This is a genomic window from Campylobacter sp. BCW_4319 (assembly GCF_001764435.1).
In the GTDB taxonomy this organism is placed as follows: Bacteria; Campylobacterota; Campylobacteria; order Campylobacterales; family Campylobacteraceae; genus Campylobacter_D; species Campylobacter_D jejuni.
Window position 1 is genome coordinate 121,428 of sequence record NZ_MKAQ01000009.1, and the last position, 16,261, is coordinate 137,688.

Below are 16,261 nucleotides of genomic sequence, written 5' to 3' on the forward strand. Positions count from 1 at the left end.
TATCTACAAAGGAAAGTGCAGTGAAAAAGCTTGTGTTAATTTTTATAGTGTTGTTTTTATCTTTAAATTTAAATGCACAAAATTTAAGTGTTTTCGTAGCTTCTTCAGCTTCAAAAGCTATGGAAGAAGTCAAAAATGAATTTTTAAAATCACACCCTAATGACAATATAGATCTTGTTTTTGGTGCTTCGGGAAAGTATTATCAACTTTTGAAACAAGGGAGAGAATTTGATCTATTTTTTTCAGCCGATACAAAATACGCGCAAGCAATTTATGAGGATCAAAACGCTTTAGATAAACCAAAAGTTTATGTTTTAGGTATCTTAGCCTTATATAGCTTAGATGAAAGCTTACTTGAAGGTGGGATAGAAAAGCTAAAAGATAAAGCAAATAAAATTCATCACCTAAGCCTTGCAAATCCAAAAGTTGCTCCTTATGGAGTAGCTGCTAAAGAAGTACTTGAAAATTTAAAATTAGACAAACTCTTTGAAGATAAAATTGTTTTAGGTGAAAATATCTCCGTGCCCGTTTTACATGTCGATAGCAATAATGCGGATTTGGGTATTGTGGCTTATTCTTTAGTATCTTCTATCAATCATCCTAAGGGCAAAGCTATTTTAATCGATCAAAAATACTTCACCCCTTTAAAACAAAGCTATGTCATCACAAGATACGCTAAAGATAAAAAATTAGCCTTTGAATTTAGCGATTTTATCAGCTCACAAAAAGCAAAAGAAATCTTTAAAAAATACGGATTTGACACACCTTGAATATCTTAAATGGCAAGATTATAGAGCTTTTAAATGAGGGTGAGATTGTCATCGTTAAGATCAGTATTAAAGAGCATATTTTTAAAGTTTTAATGCTTGATCTTCATTCTTTGCAAGATCTTAAAATAGGTACAAAAATTCAAGTGCTTTTTAAAGAACACGAACTTGGCTTTGCCTTGCCTCATTCTATTTTAAGTGTGGAAAATTCATTTCTAGCAAGGATTAAAAGTATTAAAAAGGGCAAAATTCTATATCATATCTTTTTTGATTTTGAGGGTGATGAAATTTCTAGCATTATCGCTAAAGAAAAAGCCTTAGAGCTTAAGCTCGAAGAAGGACAAGAATGGCTTTGCTTTGTCAAGGAAAACGATATCATTTTAAAGGCTATTTATGGATAATGATTTTTTACAAACCCTTTATCTTACCTTTAAACTTGCATTTATCACTACCTTTATACTCTTTTTCATCGGAGTATTTTTAGCCTATCTTTTAAGCTTTGTGAAATTTCCTTTTAAAAGCTTGGTGCAAACCTTTGTAGCTTTGCCCTTGGTTTTGCCTCCAAGTGTTTTGGGATTTTATTTACTCATAAGCTTTTCACAAAACAGCTTTTTAGGACAATTTTTAAAAGAATATTTTAACCTTTCTTTGGTTTTTAGCTTTGAAGGTTTAGTATTTGCTTCTTTGATTTTTTCTCTGCCCTTTATGGTAAATCCTTTACAAAGTGCTTTTTCATCAATCAATCAAAACCTACTTGATGCTTCTTATGCTCTAGGAAAGGGTAAAATTTATACACTTTTTAGAGTGATTTTACCCAATTCTAAAGTAGGGATTTTTAGTGCTTGCGCGATGAGTTTTGCACACACCATTGGTGAATTTGGAGTGGTGATGATGATAGGTGGACACAAAAAAGGTGAAACTTTGGTCGCAAGTATTGCTATTTATGATGAGCTTGAAGTTTTAAACTATACCTTAGCACATCAATACGCTTTTACTTTATTTGCGATTTCTTTTGCCATACTCTTAAGTCTTTATTTTGTGAACAAAAAAATCGCTCTATAGGCCAATTTTATGATAAAAATCGATATAAAACTTCCCATTAACACAGCAAAAGGCAAGAAGCAACTAGAATTAAACACTTGCCTAAAAGCAAATGAAATCACTGCTATTTTTGGAGAAAGCGGTGCGGGAAAAACGACTCTACTTAAAATCATTGCAGGACTTATAAAACCTGAATTTGGGCGCATAGAAGTAGGAGATGGGCTTTGGCTTGATACCCAAAAAAATATCAATTTAGCCATACAAAAAAGAAAAATCGGCTTTGTTTTTCAAGATTATGCTCTTTTTCCAAATATGAGCGTAAAAGAAAACATTTCTTACGCTGCGACTTCAAAACAAAAAGTAGAAGAGCTTTTAAGCTTAATGAATTTAGAAAATTTAGCCAAAATTTATCCCAAAAATTTAAGCGGTGGACAAGCACAAAGAGTGGCTTTAGCAAGGGCTTTAGCGAGAGAACCGCAAATTTTACTTTTAGATGAGCCTTTGAGTGCATTAGACTTTAAAATGCGATCTTTTTTGCAAGATGAGCTTGTGAAAATTTTACAACATTTTAAAATCACTACTTTATTGGTAAGTCACGATTTGGCTGAAATTTACAAATTAAGTCATAGAATTTTAGAGCTTAGTGATGGAAAAATCATCAAAGATGCAAGAACAAATGAATTTTTTACCTCATCAAATTTAAGTGCGAAACTGCGTTTAAGTGCAACTTTGCTTGAGATTAAAAAAAGTGATATTTTGATGATTTTTACCCTACTTTTAAATCAAGATATCGTTAAAATCACACTTAGCGAAGAAGAATTTTTAAGAACTTATAAAAATGTAAAAATCGGCGATACGCTTTTACTATCCATAAAAGCCTTTAACCCTATCATCGTAGGAAAACTTGATAAACAAAAGTAAAAATTTAATTTTTCTATAGAAATTTTCCAAAATTGTAACCATTAAAACAATCCATTAATTAAATATATTTTGTTTTATCGTTTATTTACTATTTATGAAAATTTATATGCTAGTTTTTTGCTTATTATTTTATAGCTAAAAATTGAGGTATGCAAAATGAGAAAAAGTATGATTAGTTTTTTGGAAAAAAAGGCCAAAAATGAAAAAATAACCATGGTAAGTGCGTATGATTATCATAGTGCAAAAATTCTAGATAATTGCGATATAGATATCATATTGGTTGGAGATTCATTAGCTATGACAGTGCTTGGCATGCAAGATACTTTAAGTGTTACTATGGATGAAATGTTGATTTTTACCAAAGCTGTTTCTCGCGGAGCTAAAAAGTCTTTCGTACTTGCTGATATGCCTTTTATGTCTTATCAAAGTTCAGATCGTGACGCTATCTTAAATGCCTCAAGATTTATCAAAGAAAGCCACGCAAATGGGGTAAAAGTGGAAGGGGGTATAGAAATCGCAAGTAAGATTAAATTGATTTCCCAATCAGGAATACCCGTCGTTGCTCACCTAGGACTAACCCCACAAGCTGTAAATATGCTAGGTGGCTATAGGGTTCAAGGTAAAGATTTACAATCAGCCCAAAAAATCATAGATGATGCAAAAGCTGTGCAAGATGCGGGTGCTTGTATGTTGGTTGTAGAATGTGTGCCTGTAAAACTAGCACAAAAAATAAGCTCTATTTTAGAAATTCCAACAATCGGCATAGGTTCAGGCAAATACTGCGATGGACAAGTTTTAGTTTATCACGATCTTTTGGGTTTAAATAAAGATTTTAAAGCAAAATTTGTAAAGCATTTTGATAAAATTGATCCTCAAGTAGGAGTTGAAAAATATAGAGATGAAGTTAAAAGCGGTATTTTTCCTTCCCAAGAGCACAGCTTTGATTATTTAGATGATGAATTATTAGATAAATTATACTAAGGATACAAATATGCAAGTCATTACTTCTGTCAAAGAAGCAAAACAAATTGTAAAAGATTGGAAATCACATCAACTTAGTATAGGCTATGTTCCAACCATGGGTTTTTTACACGATGGGCATTTAAGTTTAGTCAAAAATGCCAAAACACAAGATAAAGTCATAGTAAGTATCTTTGTAAATCCTATGCAATTTGGCCCTAATGAAGATTTTTCTAGTTATCCAAGAGATTTAGAACGCGACATTAAAATGTGTCAAGATAATGGCGTTGATATGGTTTTTATCCCCGATGCAGCTCAAATGTATCTTAAGAATTTTAGCACCTATGTGGATATGAACACGATCACGGATAAGCTTTGTGGAGCTAAAAGACTGGGGCATTTTAGAGGCGTTTGCACAGTTTTGGCTAAATTTTTTAATATCCTAAACCCTGATATAGTCTATATGGGGCAAAAAGACGCGCAGCAATGCGTAGTCGTTAGACATATGGTTGATGATTTAAATTTTGATTTAAAAATTCAAATTTGTCCTATCATTAGAGAAGAAGATGGCTTAGCTAAAAGCTCTAGAAATGTATATCTTAGCGAAGAAGAAAGAAAAGCGTCACTAGCTATATCTCAAAGCATTTTTTTAGCTGAAAAATTAGTCCAAGAAGGAGAAAAAGATACTTCCAAAATTATCCAAGCTATGAAAGATATTTTAGAAAAAGAAAAATTAATCAAAATCGATTATATAGAATTAGTTGATTTTAACACTATGGAAAATATTAAAAATATCGCCGATAATGTTTTAGGAGCAGTGGCTGCTTTTGTTGGAAAAACAAGACTCATTGATAATTTTTTAGTACAAGGATTAAAATGAACATTACTTTACTCAAATCAAAAATACACCGTGCAAACGTAACAGAAGCTAGGCTTGATTATATAGGAAGTATAAGTATAGATGAAAAATTATTGCAAGCGAGTGGAATTTTAGAATACGAAAAAGTCCAAGTAGTCAATGTCAATAATGGCGCTAGATTTGAAACCTATACCATAGCCACGCAAGAAGAAGGAGTTGTATGCTTAAATGGTGCTGCGGCTCGTCTTGCAGAAGTGGGAGATAAGGTGATCATCATGTCTTATGCTGATTTTAATGAAGAAGAAGCAAAAACATTTAAACCAAAAGTTGTTTTTGTGGATGAAAATAACACTGCTACAAAAATAACAAATTATGAAAAACACGGAGCTATTTTCTAACATCTAGCTATTTTTGTAATTTTTTCTATCTTAGATAAATTCATTTATCTAAGATAGAAAAAAATGATTTTTATATCTTTTAATCCATTATTTTTGCTTATCTTAACTTCTAGTTTTTATAAACCACATCTTTTTTCATTAAAAATTTTTTTTAAATTTTGTCCCTCTTTGATAACCTTGTTTTCCCTTATAAGTTCAAAACCATTTTTTAAGAAAAAATCTTTAGCACTTAAGGATGCGAAAGTGTAAATTTCATTATGCAAATAAGTTTTTAAAATAAAATCAAGTAAATTTTGTGCTAAACCTTGTCTAACAAAATCAGGATGAGTAAAAAGCAAATCAAGCAATTTCTGCTCTTGTTTAACACTTATAAAACTTGCGATTTTTCCTCTTTTTTCATAGACAAAGATCTCATCATATTTAAATTTTTCTTCCCATTGTTGTCTATCAATTTTAATCCAAGCACAAATTTGATCTTTTGTATAATCCTTAGCACAAAGTGTTTTTACGCTTTGCTCAAAAAGCGACAAACAAGCATTTAAATCTTTAATATCAGCTTTTCTTAGCAAGAACTTTTCTTAATGCCAAGCTGGCTAAGGCTAAACCAAAAGATGCAGTCACACCCATAAAAGATCCAAGATCTTTACAATGCGCTTCCTCATCTGAAAATACCACATCAAAATTTCCCTTAAAGCCTGATTTTCTAAGCTCATAACGAAATTTTTTCGCTAAAGCATCGCCGTGAGTTTTAAAAATACTTGTAGTTTTAATGCGTGTTGGATCAAGCTTTCTAGCTCCACCTGTTGAGGAGATAAAAATTTGTTTTTTAAAATCTATAAGATGAGCCAAAGCTACTTTTGCAGGAATATCATCAATGGCATCTATGATAAGATCAAACTCGCTTAAATCAAAATTTTTTAAAAAATTTTCATCGATTTTACTGACTATACCTTTAACCTTATAAATTCTTTCAAATACTTTAGCCTTTTCTTCGCCTATATTTTCGCTATGAATTTGGCGATTTTGATTGGTGATTTCAAATTTGTCCGCATCGATTAAAGTAAGGTTTTTAAAACCACTACGATAAAGCGCATCAACGCAAATTCCACCCACTCCACCAAGTCCACAAACCAAAACTTTTGTTTGTGAAATTTTTTGAAATTTTTCTTCTCCAACTAGCCATTTTATACGTGTAAATCTATCATTCATCATTTGCCTTTAACCATTTTTTAACTTTTTTCATTTTGTCATAAGCACTTAAATCAAGCATTATAGGTGTTATTGTAGCGTAGCCTTTTTTAAGTAAGGCAATATCGCTATTTTTCTCATCTTCAAAGTCTAAATTCGCCGCTGCAAGCCAATAGTACTCTACTCCTCTCGGATTGACATTTGAATGGGCTTCAAAATTATAAACCCTTTTGCCTGCTTTACAAATTTTAATGCCTTTGATTTTTGATTTTGCAGGAAAATTGATATTTAAAAATTCTTTTTTTCCTAAAGGAAAGCCTTTATCAAAGATATTTTGAACGATTTTTTTAGTAACTTTTAAAGCATTTTTAAAATCAAGCTCTTTTTCACTTTTCTTATAAAATTGAGAAAGAGCGATAGCAGGAATTCCTTGTAAAACCGCCTCCATAGCTCCTGCGCAAGTTCCTGAGTAGGTAATATCCTCGCCTACATTAGCACCTTTATTAATCCCACTTATTACAAGATCAGGCAAACGCTTTTTGTATAAAGCATGCAAAGCAAGATAAACACAATCTGCTGGAGTACCATCATCAAGTTTGTAAAATCTTTTTCCCACTTTAACAAAACGCAAAGGTTTGGTTAGGGTTATAGAGTGCGAACAAGCTGATTTTTCACTAGCAGGAGCTACTATGGTGATCTTGGCTTTAAATTCTTTTGTTAACATCTTAATGAGTTTTTTAAGTCCTTCGCTTTCATAACCATCGTCATTAGTGATAAGAATTTCTTTCATTGTCTTCCTTGCAAAAGATAAAAATCTGGATTTTAACATATTTTTTTAAAGCTTCATAGTATAAAATTTTAATTTTTAAATTATATAAATTTCGTATTATTTTTAATTATTTTTTTATTTTATATCGATTAACATTATTTAAACTATAAAAATATAAAGTTAGTAAGGATGGTTTAAATATGTTTGATTTTTTCAAACCTAAGGCAAAAGCTATTAAATTTCCTCTTTAGGAAATTTTACCTAGATATTACAAAATGAGAACTTGGAGTTTAAGTGGGGTTTTTATAGGATATATGGGATATTATCTTGTGCGAAATAATATCACTCTTGCAAACTGGTATCCTAAAAAAGAGCGGGGAATTTACACGGCCGTTTGGAATATCTCACATAATATAGGAGGCGGGATAGTTGCTCCTATAGTTTCGCTTTCAGGTTTTGCTTTGGCAGCATTATTGGGTGTGAGTATGGCGGATTTTAATGAAACATATTGGCACATGAATCATGTTTATGTTCCTGCTGCTTGTGCAGTTATCATTAGTCTTTATGTGCTTTATGCAGTTAAAGGAAGTCCTAAAAATGAAGGTTTGGTTGATATTACTGAAATCAATGAAATGCGAGGGATTAAAACAGAAGAAATCAAAGCTATAGAAACTCCAAATTTAAGCAGTTTTGAAATTTTCTATCATTATGTACTTAAAAACAAAAATGCTTGGTATGTGGCTTGGATGGATACTTTTGTTTATATGGTGCGTTTTGGGCTTATTTCTTGGCTTCCTATTTACTTGCTAGAAACAAAAGGCTTTAATAAAGAACAAATAGGTATTGCCTTTTGGCTTTTTGAATGGGCTGCTATACCTTCTACTTTACTTGCAGGATATATTTCAGATAAAATTTTTAAAGGCTATAGAATGCCTCCTGCTATAGGCGCCATGGTGATTATTTTCTTTATGATTATTGGATATTTTACTTCAAATAATCTTTATATGGTTATTTTCTTTGCAGCTATGGCGGGGTGTTTAGTCTATATACCACAATTTTTAGCAAGTATGCAAACTATGGAAGTCGTTCCTGCTTTTGCAGTAGGATCTTGTGTAGGACTTCATGGCTTTATGAGTTATGTAGTCGGCGCTTCACTTGGAACAAAAGCATAGGTTGGGCTGTGGATTGCTATGGTAGTTGGAATGCTGGTCTTATCATGCTCCTTAGTGCTTGTATTCTTTGTATACTTTGTTCTACTTTATGTCATTTTAGCACTAAAAAGAAGCATCAATAACAATTTTAACTTTTGCTTGCAAAAATACCAAGCAAAAGTTAGATTTTAATAATATTTTTGTTACATTATAACTATTTATTAACATATAATTTCTAAAATCTTACCTTCAATCAATAAAAATTTATCATAAAAGGAAATACTATGAAAAAAATTATTACTTTATTTGGTGCATGTGCCTTAGCTTTTAGTATGGCAAATGCAGATGTAAACCTTTACGGACCAGGTGGCCCACACACGGCCTTAAAAGATATAGCAAACAAATATAGCGAAAAAACAGGCGTTAAAGTAAATGTAAATTTTGGCCCTCAAGCGACTTGGTTTGAAAAGGCTAAAAAAGATGCAGATATTTTATTTGGCGCTTCAGATCAATCGGCTTTAGCTATAGCGAGTGATTTTGGAAAAGATTTTAATGTGAGTAAAATCAAGCCTTTATATTTTAGAGAAGCCATCATACTTACTCAAAAAGATAATCCTTTAAAAATCAAAGGTTTAAAAGATTTGGCTAATAAAAAAGTAAGAATCGTTGTGCCTGAAGGTGCTGGAAAGAGCAATACTTCTGGAACTGGAGTTTGGGAAGATATGATAGGTAGAACTCAAGATATAAAAACCATACAAAATTTTAGAAACAATATCGTGGCCTTTGTTCCAAATAGTGGAAGTGCAAGAAAGCTTTTCGCACAAGATCAAGCCGATGCTTGGATCACTTGGATTGACTGGTCAAAAAGCAATCCTGACATAGGAACTGCCGTAGCTATAGAAAAAGATTTGGTTGTTTATAGAACTTTTAATGTGGTAGCTAAAGAAGGTGCGAGCAAAGAAACACAAGATTTTATTGCTTATTTAAGTTCTAAGGAAGCTAAAGAAATTTTTAAAAAATACGGCTGGAGAGAATAAACCTTCATACACGCTTTTTAGCGTGTATTCTTGCATAACTTCTTTTAATTAAGCCAAAATAAGATAAAATATTTAAAATATTTTATCGGAAAATGTGAATGATTTTTGAAAAACAAGAGTATCAAGTTAAGTGCATAGATAATATTATCACGCTTTTAAAAGATTTTGATTTTAAAAGACAGGATAATTTAAAAGAATGTTTGAAAGAATTTTATAACAACACCTTTTTACCAGTGCAAAATATAAGTGATAAATTAAATTTAGATATTTTAATGGAAACGGGCACAGGTAAGACTTTTACTTATTTAAATTTGATATTTGAACTTCATAGGCAATTTAAGCAAAATAAATTCATTATTTTTGTTCCAAGAAAAGCAATTTTAGAAAGCGTAAAACAAAATATAGAACTCACAAAAATTTATTTTTATTCAGAATATCAAAAATATTTAAAAGTCTATTACTACTCAGATGGTAAGAGTCAGAGTGCTATTATTAATCACTACATTAACAATAAAGATGAGCTTTCGGTATTGGTTTTAACCAATAGTGCTATTGATAAAAAAACCAATTTGCTTAATCAACAAAATGAAAGTTTATTTAAAAGTTTATCTGAATTCAAAAGCGTTTTTGAAAATATCATAGATTTAAAACCTATTAGTATTATTGATGAGCCCCATTTGCTTAAAGGAAAGGCTTTTAATGAATATTTTTCAAAAATAAATTCACTTTATTTTCGCTTTGGAGCAACTTTTCCAAAAGAAAAAGATTATGAGCTTAGTAATATGATTTATTGTCTTGACTCCATATCTGCTTTTAAAGAATATCTTGTAAAACAAGTCAAAGTACATACTTTAGGAGTAAATACAAACAATATTTTTCTTAAAGAGTATAAAAATAAAAAAGCAATTTTTACCTATACTTTAAATGGCATAGAAAGAGAAGAAACAATAAAGTTACAAGATAGTTTTTCTCTTTTAAATAATGCCATTTTAACGCAAGTAAAGGATAATAAAGCTTATTTTAATGATGAAACTATTATCGAGAAAAAAGAAAGTTATGTTTTAAACAATGATGAAATTAAAGAACTTTTAAAAAAAGCGATTGACTTGCATTTTGAAAAGGAAGAAAAACTTTTTAAAAAAGGTATCAAAGCTTTAAGTTTGTTTTTTATCCCGAACATCACAGATTTTAGGGGCGAAAGTCCTTTTATTAAAAATACTTTTGAAGAACTTTACAAAGAAAAACGCAAGGAAATTTTAAAGCTAAATTTAGATGTTCGATACAAAGAATATTTAGAAAAAGACTTTGATGAAGCGGGAAATTTAAGAGTTCATCAAGGCTATTTTAGTGGTGATAAAGGAAGTCCTGATGAAAAAGAAGCTAATGGAGTAAAGCTTATTTTAGAAGAAAAAGAAAAATTACTTTCTTTTGATACTTCTTTGCGTTTTATTTTCAGCGTTTGGGCTTTGCAAGAAGGCTGGGATAATCCAAATATTTTTACTTTAACCAAACTTTCAAATTCTTCTTCTCAAATTAGCATTCATCAACAAGTGGGGCGTGGTTTAAGACTTTGTGTTAATAATAAAGGCAAGAGAATTACGCATAATTATTTAGATTTTGATGACAATCAATTTTATGATATTAATTATCTTGATATTTTAGTGAGTGCAAGAGAAGTTCATTATATAGAAAATTTACAAAAAGAAGTTTTAGATTCTAGCTTTAGATTTGATAGCCAAACACTAGAAAAAAACTTTCTTGAGAATTTATTAAATGTAGATTTAGCTAATGATTTAATTTATCTTTTAAAAAAATCAAAATTAATTTCTTACAATAAAGAACAAAGTAATTATAAAATCTTATCTCCTATATATGAAAGTATAAAGGATAATGAAGAGTTTAAAGAACTTTTAGGCGATAAATTTGATAAATTCTTAAATATATTTAAAGAAAATTCAAACAACACTCATGAGCAAATCATCAATGCTAAAAATCAAGATAATAAGGTCAAAATAAGAACGCATTTAGCCAAAGATTTTAAAGAGCTTTGGGAAAAAATTAATAAAAAAGCACAAATAATTTATCAAAACATAAACGAACAAAATATTATAGATGAAGTTATACTAGCTTTTAATGCTTTAAATATAGAAAAAGAACGCGTGTATTATGAAAGAAAACTTTTTGACGCTAAGCAAAATTCTATCATCACTGAAGAAATTAAAACCTTGGAAGAAATTGATTATAAAAAAAGCCTTTACCAAGAAATACAAAATTTGCTTTTAAATTTCAGTAAAGATGAAAAATTTCCTTTAGTATTTTTGCTAAAAATTTATGAAAAACTTGATAAAACTAAATTTGAAAACTCTCCAAAAAAAGCTTTTAATAGCCTAAAAAACATCATCAAAGATAAAATTCATCATAGTTTATTACACTCTATAAATTATAAATTTTCTCTTCATACTTTTTCAAATTCTTATGAAAATTTGATAGAAAATGGTGAATTTAAAGAAAGTATCGCTATGCAAAAATTAGGGCGTTACAAAGATGATGAAGAACCGGCTAAAAATTATCTTTATGAAAGTGTGATTTATGATTCAAATATAGAAAAAGAAATCATCAAAGAAAATCATGAAATTATCGAAACTAAAACGATAAAAGTTTTTGCCAAATTACCAAAACTTAGCATCCCTACACCTTATAAAAACTATGAACCTGATTTTGCTTATTTTTTAGAAGATCAAAAGGGTAAAAAAATCTTTTTTGTATGCGAAAGTAAAGGCTATGATAAAGAAAGTGATATCGCATTAAATGAAAGAAAAAAGATAGATTATGCTAGAGTGTTTTTTCAAAAATTAGATGAGAATTTAAAAAATGAAAATATAAAAATTATTTTTAACACAAGGATAAATAAACAAAAATTAATTCATTGTATCAATGAAGTTTTAAAGGAAAATAATGCTTGATATAAATAAAATCAAAAAAGAAAATTTAATCAATACAAAAGAAAATAAAAATGAACTTTTAGAGTATTTAAAGCTAAATTTCCCACAAACCATAAAAGATGGACAAGTCGATTTAAAGGCTATTGCTATGCTTTTAGGCTTAAATAATAAAGAAATTAGAGGTTATGAGTTAAGTTTCACAGGCAAAGCTTTAGCAAATGCTCTTTACGATACTCCAAATACTAAAGAATTAAAATTTCATAAGAGTTTAAGCAAAAACTTTGAAACTACTAAAAATGCTATCATAAAAGGGGATAATCTTCATGCCTTAAAACTTTTAAAATCCGCTTACTATGAAAAAATAAAAATGATTTATATCGATCCGCCTTACAATACTAAAAATGATAAATTTATTTATAATGATGATTTTGTAAAAGAGCATAAAAAACTTTTAATAGAAGTTGGACTTTTAGAAATCACAGAAGAAGGTGAAGAAATCGGAAGTGAAATTTTAAATTTCTTTATCAATGCTAAAGGCGACAGAAGTCATAGTACATGGCTTGGCTTTATGCTACCACGCCTTAAACTTGCTAGAGATTTACTAAGAGAAGATGGAGTGATATTTATAAGCATTGATGATAATGAACAAGCAAATTTAAAGATTCTTTGTGATGAGATTTTTGGGGAAGAGAATTTTATTTCATGTTTTATTTGGCAAAAAAAATCAGGTGGAGGACAGGCAAAATATTTTTACGAAGGACATGAGTATATGCTTATATATACAAAAGATAAAACAAATTTAAATGGACTTTTTAAATTTAAAGAAAAACCAGAAATTAACAATGATTTGATAAGAAAAGTCCACGGTAAATATACCAATAATGAATCCATTAAAAAAATTTTAAATTTATATCCAAAAGACACTATCGATCACAGAAATTTAATGTTTGAAGAATTAGATATTTTTTTAAAAGAAAATATGATTAGTGAGAAAAAATATAATGATATAAAATCAAAAATTGACAGCGGCGAGTATTTTTTACAACAATATAAAGATACAAAATTTCATCTCATTTGCTCTTATCAAGATGATAATTTATCAAAAATGTATTCCATATTTAGTGGGCATTGGACTTCAGATGGAAATGAAGAAATAGAAAGCATATTTAATGGCAAATTGGTTTTTGAAAATCCAAAACCAACCACATTAATAAAGGAAATATTTTTTGCAAATACAAATCAAAATGATATTATCCTAGACTTCTTTGCAGGTAGTGGCACGACAGCACAAGCGGTAATGGAACTCAACGCAAAAGATAATGGAAATCGTAAATTTATTCTAGTGCAACTTGATGAAAAAATCGATGAGAATAAAAGCAAAGTGGCTTATGATTTTTGTAAAAATGAACTAGGAAGCGAAAACCCAGTTATTAGCGATATAACCATTGAAAGAGTTAAAAGAGCGGGTGAGAAAATTTTAAAAGAAAATAGGGATAAAAATTTAGATTTAGGCTTTAAAGTATTTTCTCTTGTAGAAAAACCAGAACTAACAAAAGATGAATTAAACACTTTAAATTTAAAATATCATGAAAATTTAAGCCCTTATGAGAAAGCTTTAAATTTAGCCTTGCTAAATGGTAAGACTTTAGACAAAGACTTAAAAATGATTTTAAAAGATAAACTTTATGAGTGCGAAGATTGTTTTTATATAGTAAATTGCGATGATGAAGTTTTAGATTTTTTAAGAAAAACACAAAATGAAAATGTGTATATTAATGGATATGATGATATAAATTTAGAAGATTATTTAAATCTTGAAAGCTTTTTAAAAGAACGCTTGAAAATGGTGTATTAAGATGGGCCAAGAAATTATTAAATTTATTAAGCAAAAAGATTATGAAAAAATTACTTTCTTAGATGAAGGATCATTTGGTAAGGTTTTATTGATTAGAGATGTTTTTATTGATGAGCTTTTTGTTGTAAAAAAATATGATCCAGATGATATACTAGATGAAAATAATAAGAAAAGATTTTATAAAAATTTTTTAGATGAGATAAAAATTTTATACAAGTTAAATCATAAAAATATTGTTAGAATTTTTAATTATTATCCTTATGAAAATATTTATACAGCTTATATTATAATGGAGTATATACAAGGGAAAAATATTAAAGAGTATTTTGATGATGAAAATAACTTGGAGAATTTAAATTCTATTTTTATACAACTAATTGAGGTCTTTGCCTATATAGAAGAAAAAGGCATTATACATAGGGATATAAGAGAAAAGAATATTCTTATAGATGCTGACGGGGTAGTTAAAGTTATTGATTTTGGTTTGGGAAAGGTTTTTGATATAAGTAAAAACGAAGATACCCTAAATTCAATTATAAATAGAAATGATGTTGATACTTTACCAGAAGAGTATTTTCAAAAGGAATATACAATTCAAACTGATATTTATTATTTAGGTGATTTGGTTTATAGACTTATTAATAACTTAGCAGAAAATAAACATAATTTTGAATATTTTAATATTTTAAATAAAATGATTAAAAAAGAAAAAAAATTTCGTTACCAAAGTTTTGCAGATATAAAGAGAGAGTTAAACAAAGAAAATTTTGTTAATTTAAAAATTAGCCAAGAAGATAAAGCGATTTATAATATTTTTTCAAATTATATTATTGGTTATATTGATTGTTTTATAGGAGAGCCTGTATTAAATGCTAATATAAATGAAATTCTAGGAGAAATTGATAAGGTTATTCAAAGAAATTCTTTTAATGAGTATATTGAAAACAATTCTAAACTTATAAACATAATCATTAAAAATAATTTTCATACACAGCAATATCCTAGTTCTATCAAATGTGAAGAGTTGGATAAATTTTATAAGTGGTTTAAAGCGTTAAATGGCAAAATGCAAAAACTTGTTTTAGATAATCTTGAAGAAAAAATATCTCAAATTCCTTTTATATCAAAAAACGATGATTTTGCCTTGCCTTTTTAATTATATAAACTAAGCAAGTATAAATTTATCAAATAATGAAGTTAAGATAATATGAAATTAAAACTATTAAAATATTAAAAAATCGGTTGTGATATTTCCTTAAGAAATAAGAAAGAGTAAAAATGAAAACCTTTTTAGTTTGTGCTTTAGAGCCTTCAGCAAATTTGCATTTAAAAGAAATTTTAAAAGCTTATAAAAATGAATATAAAGAATTTGATTTAGTAGGAATTTATGATGAGAGTTTATGTAAAGAATTTGATTTAAATTCTAAACCACTTTATAGCTCACATGAGTTTAGTGCTATGGGTTTTATAGAAGTTTTACCTTTGATTTTTAAAGCAAAAGAAGCTATAAAAAAACTTGTAAATTTAAGTTTTACTCAAAAAATAAATGGGATTTTATGTATAGATTCGCCCGCTTTTAACATACCTTTTGCTAAGGCTTTAAAAAAAGCAGGCAGTAAAATTCCACGCATTTATTATATCTTGCCTCAAGTTTGGGCGTGGAAAAAAGGTCGCATACCTATCATAGAAAGTCATTTTGATATTTTAGCTTCTATTTTGCCCTTTGATAATCAGTTTTTTAACAAAAGCACCTATATAGGCCATCCGCTTTTAGATGAAATAAAAGAATTTAAAAATCAAGAAGATATTAATCATACATTTTCAAAAAAAGATGATGAAAAAACTATAGCCTTTTTACCAGGTTCAAGGCGTAGTGAAATTAAGCGTTTAATGCCTATTTTTAAAGAACTTTCTCAAAAATTTAAGGGTGAAAAAATTCTTTGCGTTCCCTCGTTTAATCTTGAAAAATTAGAAATTTATGGTGATATTAGCGAATTTAAGATAGAAAGTAACACTCCAAAAGTGCTTAAAAAAGCTGATTTTGCCTTTATTTGTAGTGGAACAGCTACTTTAGAAGCAGCTTTAGTGGGAACTCCTTTTGTTCTTGCTTATAAGGCAAAGGCTATCGATATTTTTATCGCAAAACTTTTTGTAAAATTAAAACACATAGGACTTGCAAATATTTTTTGTGATTTCGCTGGAAAAGAAGCTTTAAATCCTGAATTTTTACAAGATAAAGTCAATGTTTTAAATTTATATGAAGCTTACAATAAATATGATTATAAGGCATTTTTTGCTAAAGTTGATTTTTTAAAAGAATATTTACAATTTGGAAGTGCTAAAAATTTAGCAAAAATCCTAAGCGAAATATAA

Annotated in this window: 15 protein-coding genes and 1 pseudogene; 13 read left to right on the forward strand and 3 right to left on the reverse strand. The window is 28.9% G+C overall.

Annotated features, from left to right (window positions below):
- Positions 1-20: 20 nt before the first annotated feature.
- The 7 genes from modA to panD all read left to right on the forward strand — a co-directional run bounded on the left by modA (position 21) and on the right by panD (position 4,946).
- Positions 21-770, forward strand: a complete 750-nt coding sequence (gene modA, locus AJN56_RS03360) for a molybdate ABC transporter substrate-binding protein (RefSeq protein WP_002854529.1) — start codon at positions 21-23, stop codon at positions 768-770.
- A complete protein-coding gene (locus AJN56_RS03365) occupies positions 767-1,168 on the forward strand; it encodes a molybdopterin-binding protein (RefSeq protein WP_002787993.1) in 402 nt (133 codons plus the stop codon). Before modA ends, AJN56_RS03365 begins: the two co-directional genes overlap by 4 nt.
- The gene (gene modB / locus AJN56_RS03370) at positions 1,161-1,829 is read left to right on the forward strand and encodes a molybdate ABC transporter permease subunit (RefSeq protein WP_002854336.1); all 669 of its coding nucleotides are present in this window, start codon (positions 1,161-1,163) and stop codon (positions 1,827-1,829) included. Before AJN56_RS03365 ends, modB begins: the two co-directional genes overlap by 8 nt.
- Positions 1,830-1,838: 9 nt before the next feature.
- Positions 1,839-2,729: a sulfate/molybdate ABC transporter ATP-binding protein gene (locus tag AJN56_RS03375; RefSeq protein ID WP_070246214.1), complete on the forward strand. Its 891-nt coding sequence runs from the start codon at positions 1,839-1,841 to the stop codon at positions 2,727-2,729.
- A 156-nt stretch (positions 2,730-2,885) separates the two neighbouring features.
- Entirely contained in the window at positions 2,886-3,710 is an 825-nt protein-coding gene (gene panB / locus AJN56_RS03380) for a 3-methyl-2-oxobutanoate hydroxymethyltransferase (RefSeq protein WP_009882002.1), read from the forward strand.
- A 10-nt stretch (positions 3,711-3,720) separates the two neighbouring features.
- Positions 3,721-4,569 carry a pantoate--beta-alanine ligase gene (gene panC, locus AJN56_RS03385; RefSeq protein ID WP_009882000.1) on the forward strand — a complete coding sequence of 283 codons (849 nt, stop codon included), beginning with the start codon at positions 3,721-3,723 and terminating at the stop codon, positions 4,567-4,569.
- On the forward strand, positions 4,566-4,946 hold the full coding sequence (panD, locus tag AJN56_RS03390) for an aspartate 1-decarboxylase (RefSeq protein WP_070246212.1): 381 nt from the start codon (positions 4,566-4,568) through the stop codon (positions 4,944-4,946). The genes panC and panD overlap by 4 nt, the downstream gene beginning before the upstream one ends.
- 109 nt (positions 4,947-5,055) lie before the next feature.
- Here panD and AJN56_RS03395 read toward each other — a convergent pair.
- The 3 genes and pseudogenes from AJN56_RS03395 to surE all read right to left on the reverse strand — a co-directional run bounded on the left by AJN56_RS03395 (position 5,056) and on the right by surE (position 6,924).
- Positions 5,056-5,515, reverse strand: a pseudogene (locus AJN56_RS03395) (GNAT family N-acetyltransferase).
- Complete coding sequence (locus AJN56_RS03400) at positions 5,499-6,158, reverse strand: tRNA cyclic N6-threonylcarbamoyladenosine(37) synthase TcdA (RefSeq protein WP_002860322.1); 660 nt, start codon at positions 6,156-6,158, stop codon at positions 5,499-5,501. Before AJN56_RS03400 ends, AJN56_RS03395 begins: the two are co-directional and overlap by 17 nt.
- A complete protein-coding gene (gene surE / locus AJN56_RS03405; protein WP_002884598.1) occupies positions 6,148-6,924 on the reverse strand; it encodes a 5'/3'-nucleotidase SurE in 777 nt (258 codons plus the stop codon). The genes AJN56_RS03400 and surE overlap by 11 nt, the downstream gene beginning before the upstream one ends.
- 254 nt (positions 6,925-7,178) lie before the next feature.
- Between surE and AJN56_RS03410 the strand changes: the two genes are divergently transcribed.
- The 6 genes from AJN56_RS03410 to lpxB all read left to right on the forward strand — a co-directional run bounded on the left by AJN56_RS03410 (position 7,179) and on the right by lpxB (position 16,261).
- Complete coding sequence (locus AJN56_RS03410; protein WP_250539082.1) at positions 7,179-8,075, forward strand: MFS transporter; 897 nt, start codon at positions 7,179-7,181, stop codon at positions 8,073-8,075.
- A 263-nt stretch (positions 8,076-8,338) separates the two neighbouring features.
- Positions 8,339-9,091 (forward strand): AcfC family glycoprotein adhesin PEB3, encoded by a 753-nt coding sequence (gene peb3, locus AJN56_RS03415; protein ID WP_002859846.1) that lies wholly within the window; start codon positions 8,339-8,341, stop codon positions 9,089-9,091.
- A 98-nt stretch (positions 9,092-9,189) separates the two neighbouring features.
- Positions 9,190-12,054 (forward strand): DEAD/DEAH box helicase family protein, encoded by a 2,865-nt coding sequence (locus tag AJN56_RS03420; RefSeq protein ID WP_002879714.1) that lies wholly within the window; start codon positions 9,190-9,192, stop codon positions 12,052-12,054.
- The gene (locus tag AJN56_RS03425) at positions 12,047-13,888 is read left to right on the forward strand and encodes a site-specific DNA-methyltransferase (protein WP_070246210.1); all 1,842 of its coding nucleotides are present in this window, start codon (positions 12,047-12,049) and stop codon (positions 13,886-13,888) included. Before AJN56_RS03420 ends, AJN56_RS03425 begins: the two co-directional genes overlap by 8 nt.
- A gap of 1 nt (position 13,889) precedes the next feature.
- The gene (locus AJN56_RS03430; protein ID WP_002859843.1) at positions 13,890-15,044 is read left to right on the forward strand and encodes a serine/threonine-protein kinase; all 1,155 of its coding nucleotides are present in this window, start codon (positions 13,890-13,892) and stop codon (positions 15,042-15,044) included.
- Between the two features lie 122 nt (positions 15,045-15,166).
- Positions 15,167-16,261: a lipid-A-disaccharide synthase gene (lpxB, locus tag AJN56_RS03435; protein WP_070246208.1), complete on the forward strand. Its 1,095-nt coding sequence runs from the start codon at positions 15,167-15,169 to the stop codon at positions 16,259-16,261.

Excerpts from the sequence above, each read along its gene's own strand:
- modB (WP_002854336.1), top strand. The coding sequence starts at position 1,161 with ATGGATAATGATTTTTTACAAACCCTTTATCTTACCTTTAAACTTGCA.
- AJN56_RS03375 (WP_070246214.1), top strand. The coding sequence starts at position 1,839 with ATGATAAAAATCGATATAAAACTTCCCATTAACACAGCAAAAGGCAAG.
- panB (WP_009882002.1), top strand. The coding sequence starts at position 2,886 with ATGAGAAAAAGTATGATTAGTTTTTTGGAAAAAAAGGCCAAAAATGAA.
- panC (WP_009882000.1), top strand. The coding sequence starts at position 3,721 with ATGCAAGTCATTACTTCTGTCAAAGAAGCAAAACAAATTGTAAAAGAT.
- panD (WP_070246212.1), top strand. The coding sequence starts at position 4,566 with ATGAACATTACTTTACTCAAATCAAAAATACACCGTGCAAACGTAACA.
- AJN56_RS03400 (WP_002860322.1), bottom strand. The coding sequence starts at position 6,158 with ATGATGAATGATAGATTTACACGTATAAAATGGCTAGTTGGAGAAGAA.
- surE (WP_002884598.1), bottom strand. The coding sequence starts at position 6,924 with ATGAAAGAAATTCTTATCACTAATGACGATGGTTATGAAAGCGAAGGA.
- AJN56_RS03410 (WP_250539082.1), top strand. The coding sequence starts at position 7,179 with ATGAGAACTTGGAGTTTAAGTGGGGTTTTTATAGGATATATGGGATAT.
- peb3 (WP_002859846.1), top strand. The coding sequence starts at position 8,339 with ATGAAAAAAATTATTACTTTATTTGGTGCATGTGCCTTAGCTTTTAGT.
- AJN56_RS03420 (WP_002879714.1), top strand. The coding sequence starts at position 9,190 with ATGATTTTTGAAAAACAAGAGTATCAAGTTAAGTGCATAGATAATATT.
- AJN56_RS03425 (WP_070246210.1), top strand. The coding sequence starts at position 12,047 with ATGCTTGATATAAATAAAATCAAAAAAGAAAATTTAATCAATACAAAA.
- AJN56_RS03430 (WP_002859843.1), top strand. The coding sequence starts at position 13,890 with ATGGGCCAAGAAATTATTAAATTTATTAAGCAAAAAGATTATGAAAAA.
- lpxB (WP_070246208.1), top strand. The coding sequence starts at position 15,167 with ATGAAAACCTTTTTAGTTTGTGCTTTAGAGCCTTCAGCAAATTTGCAT.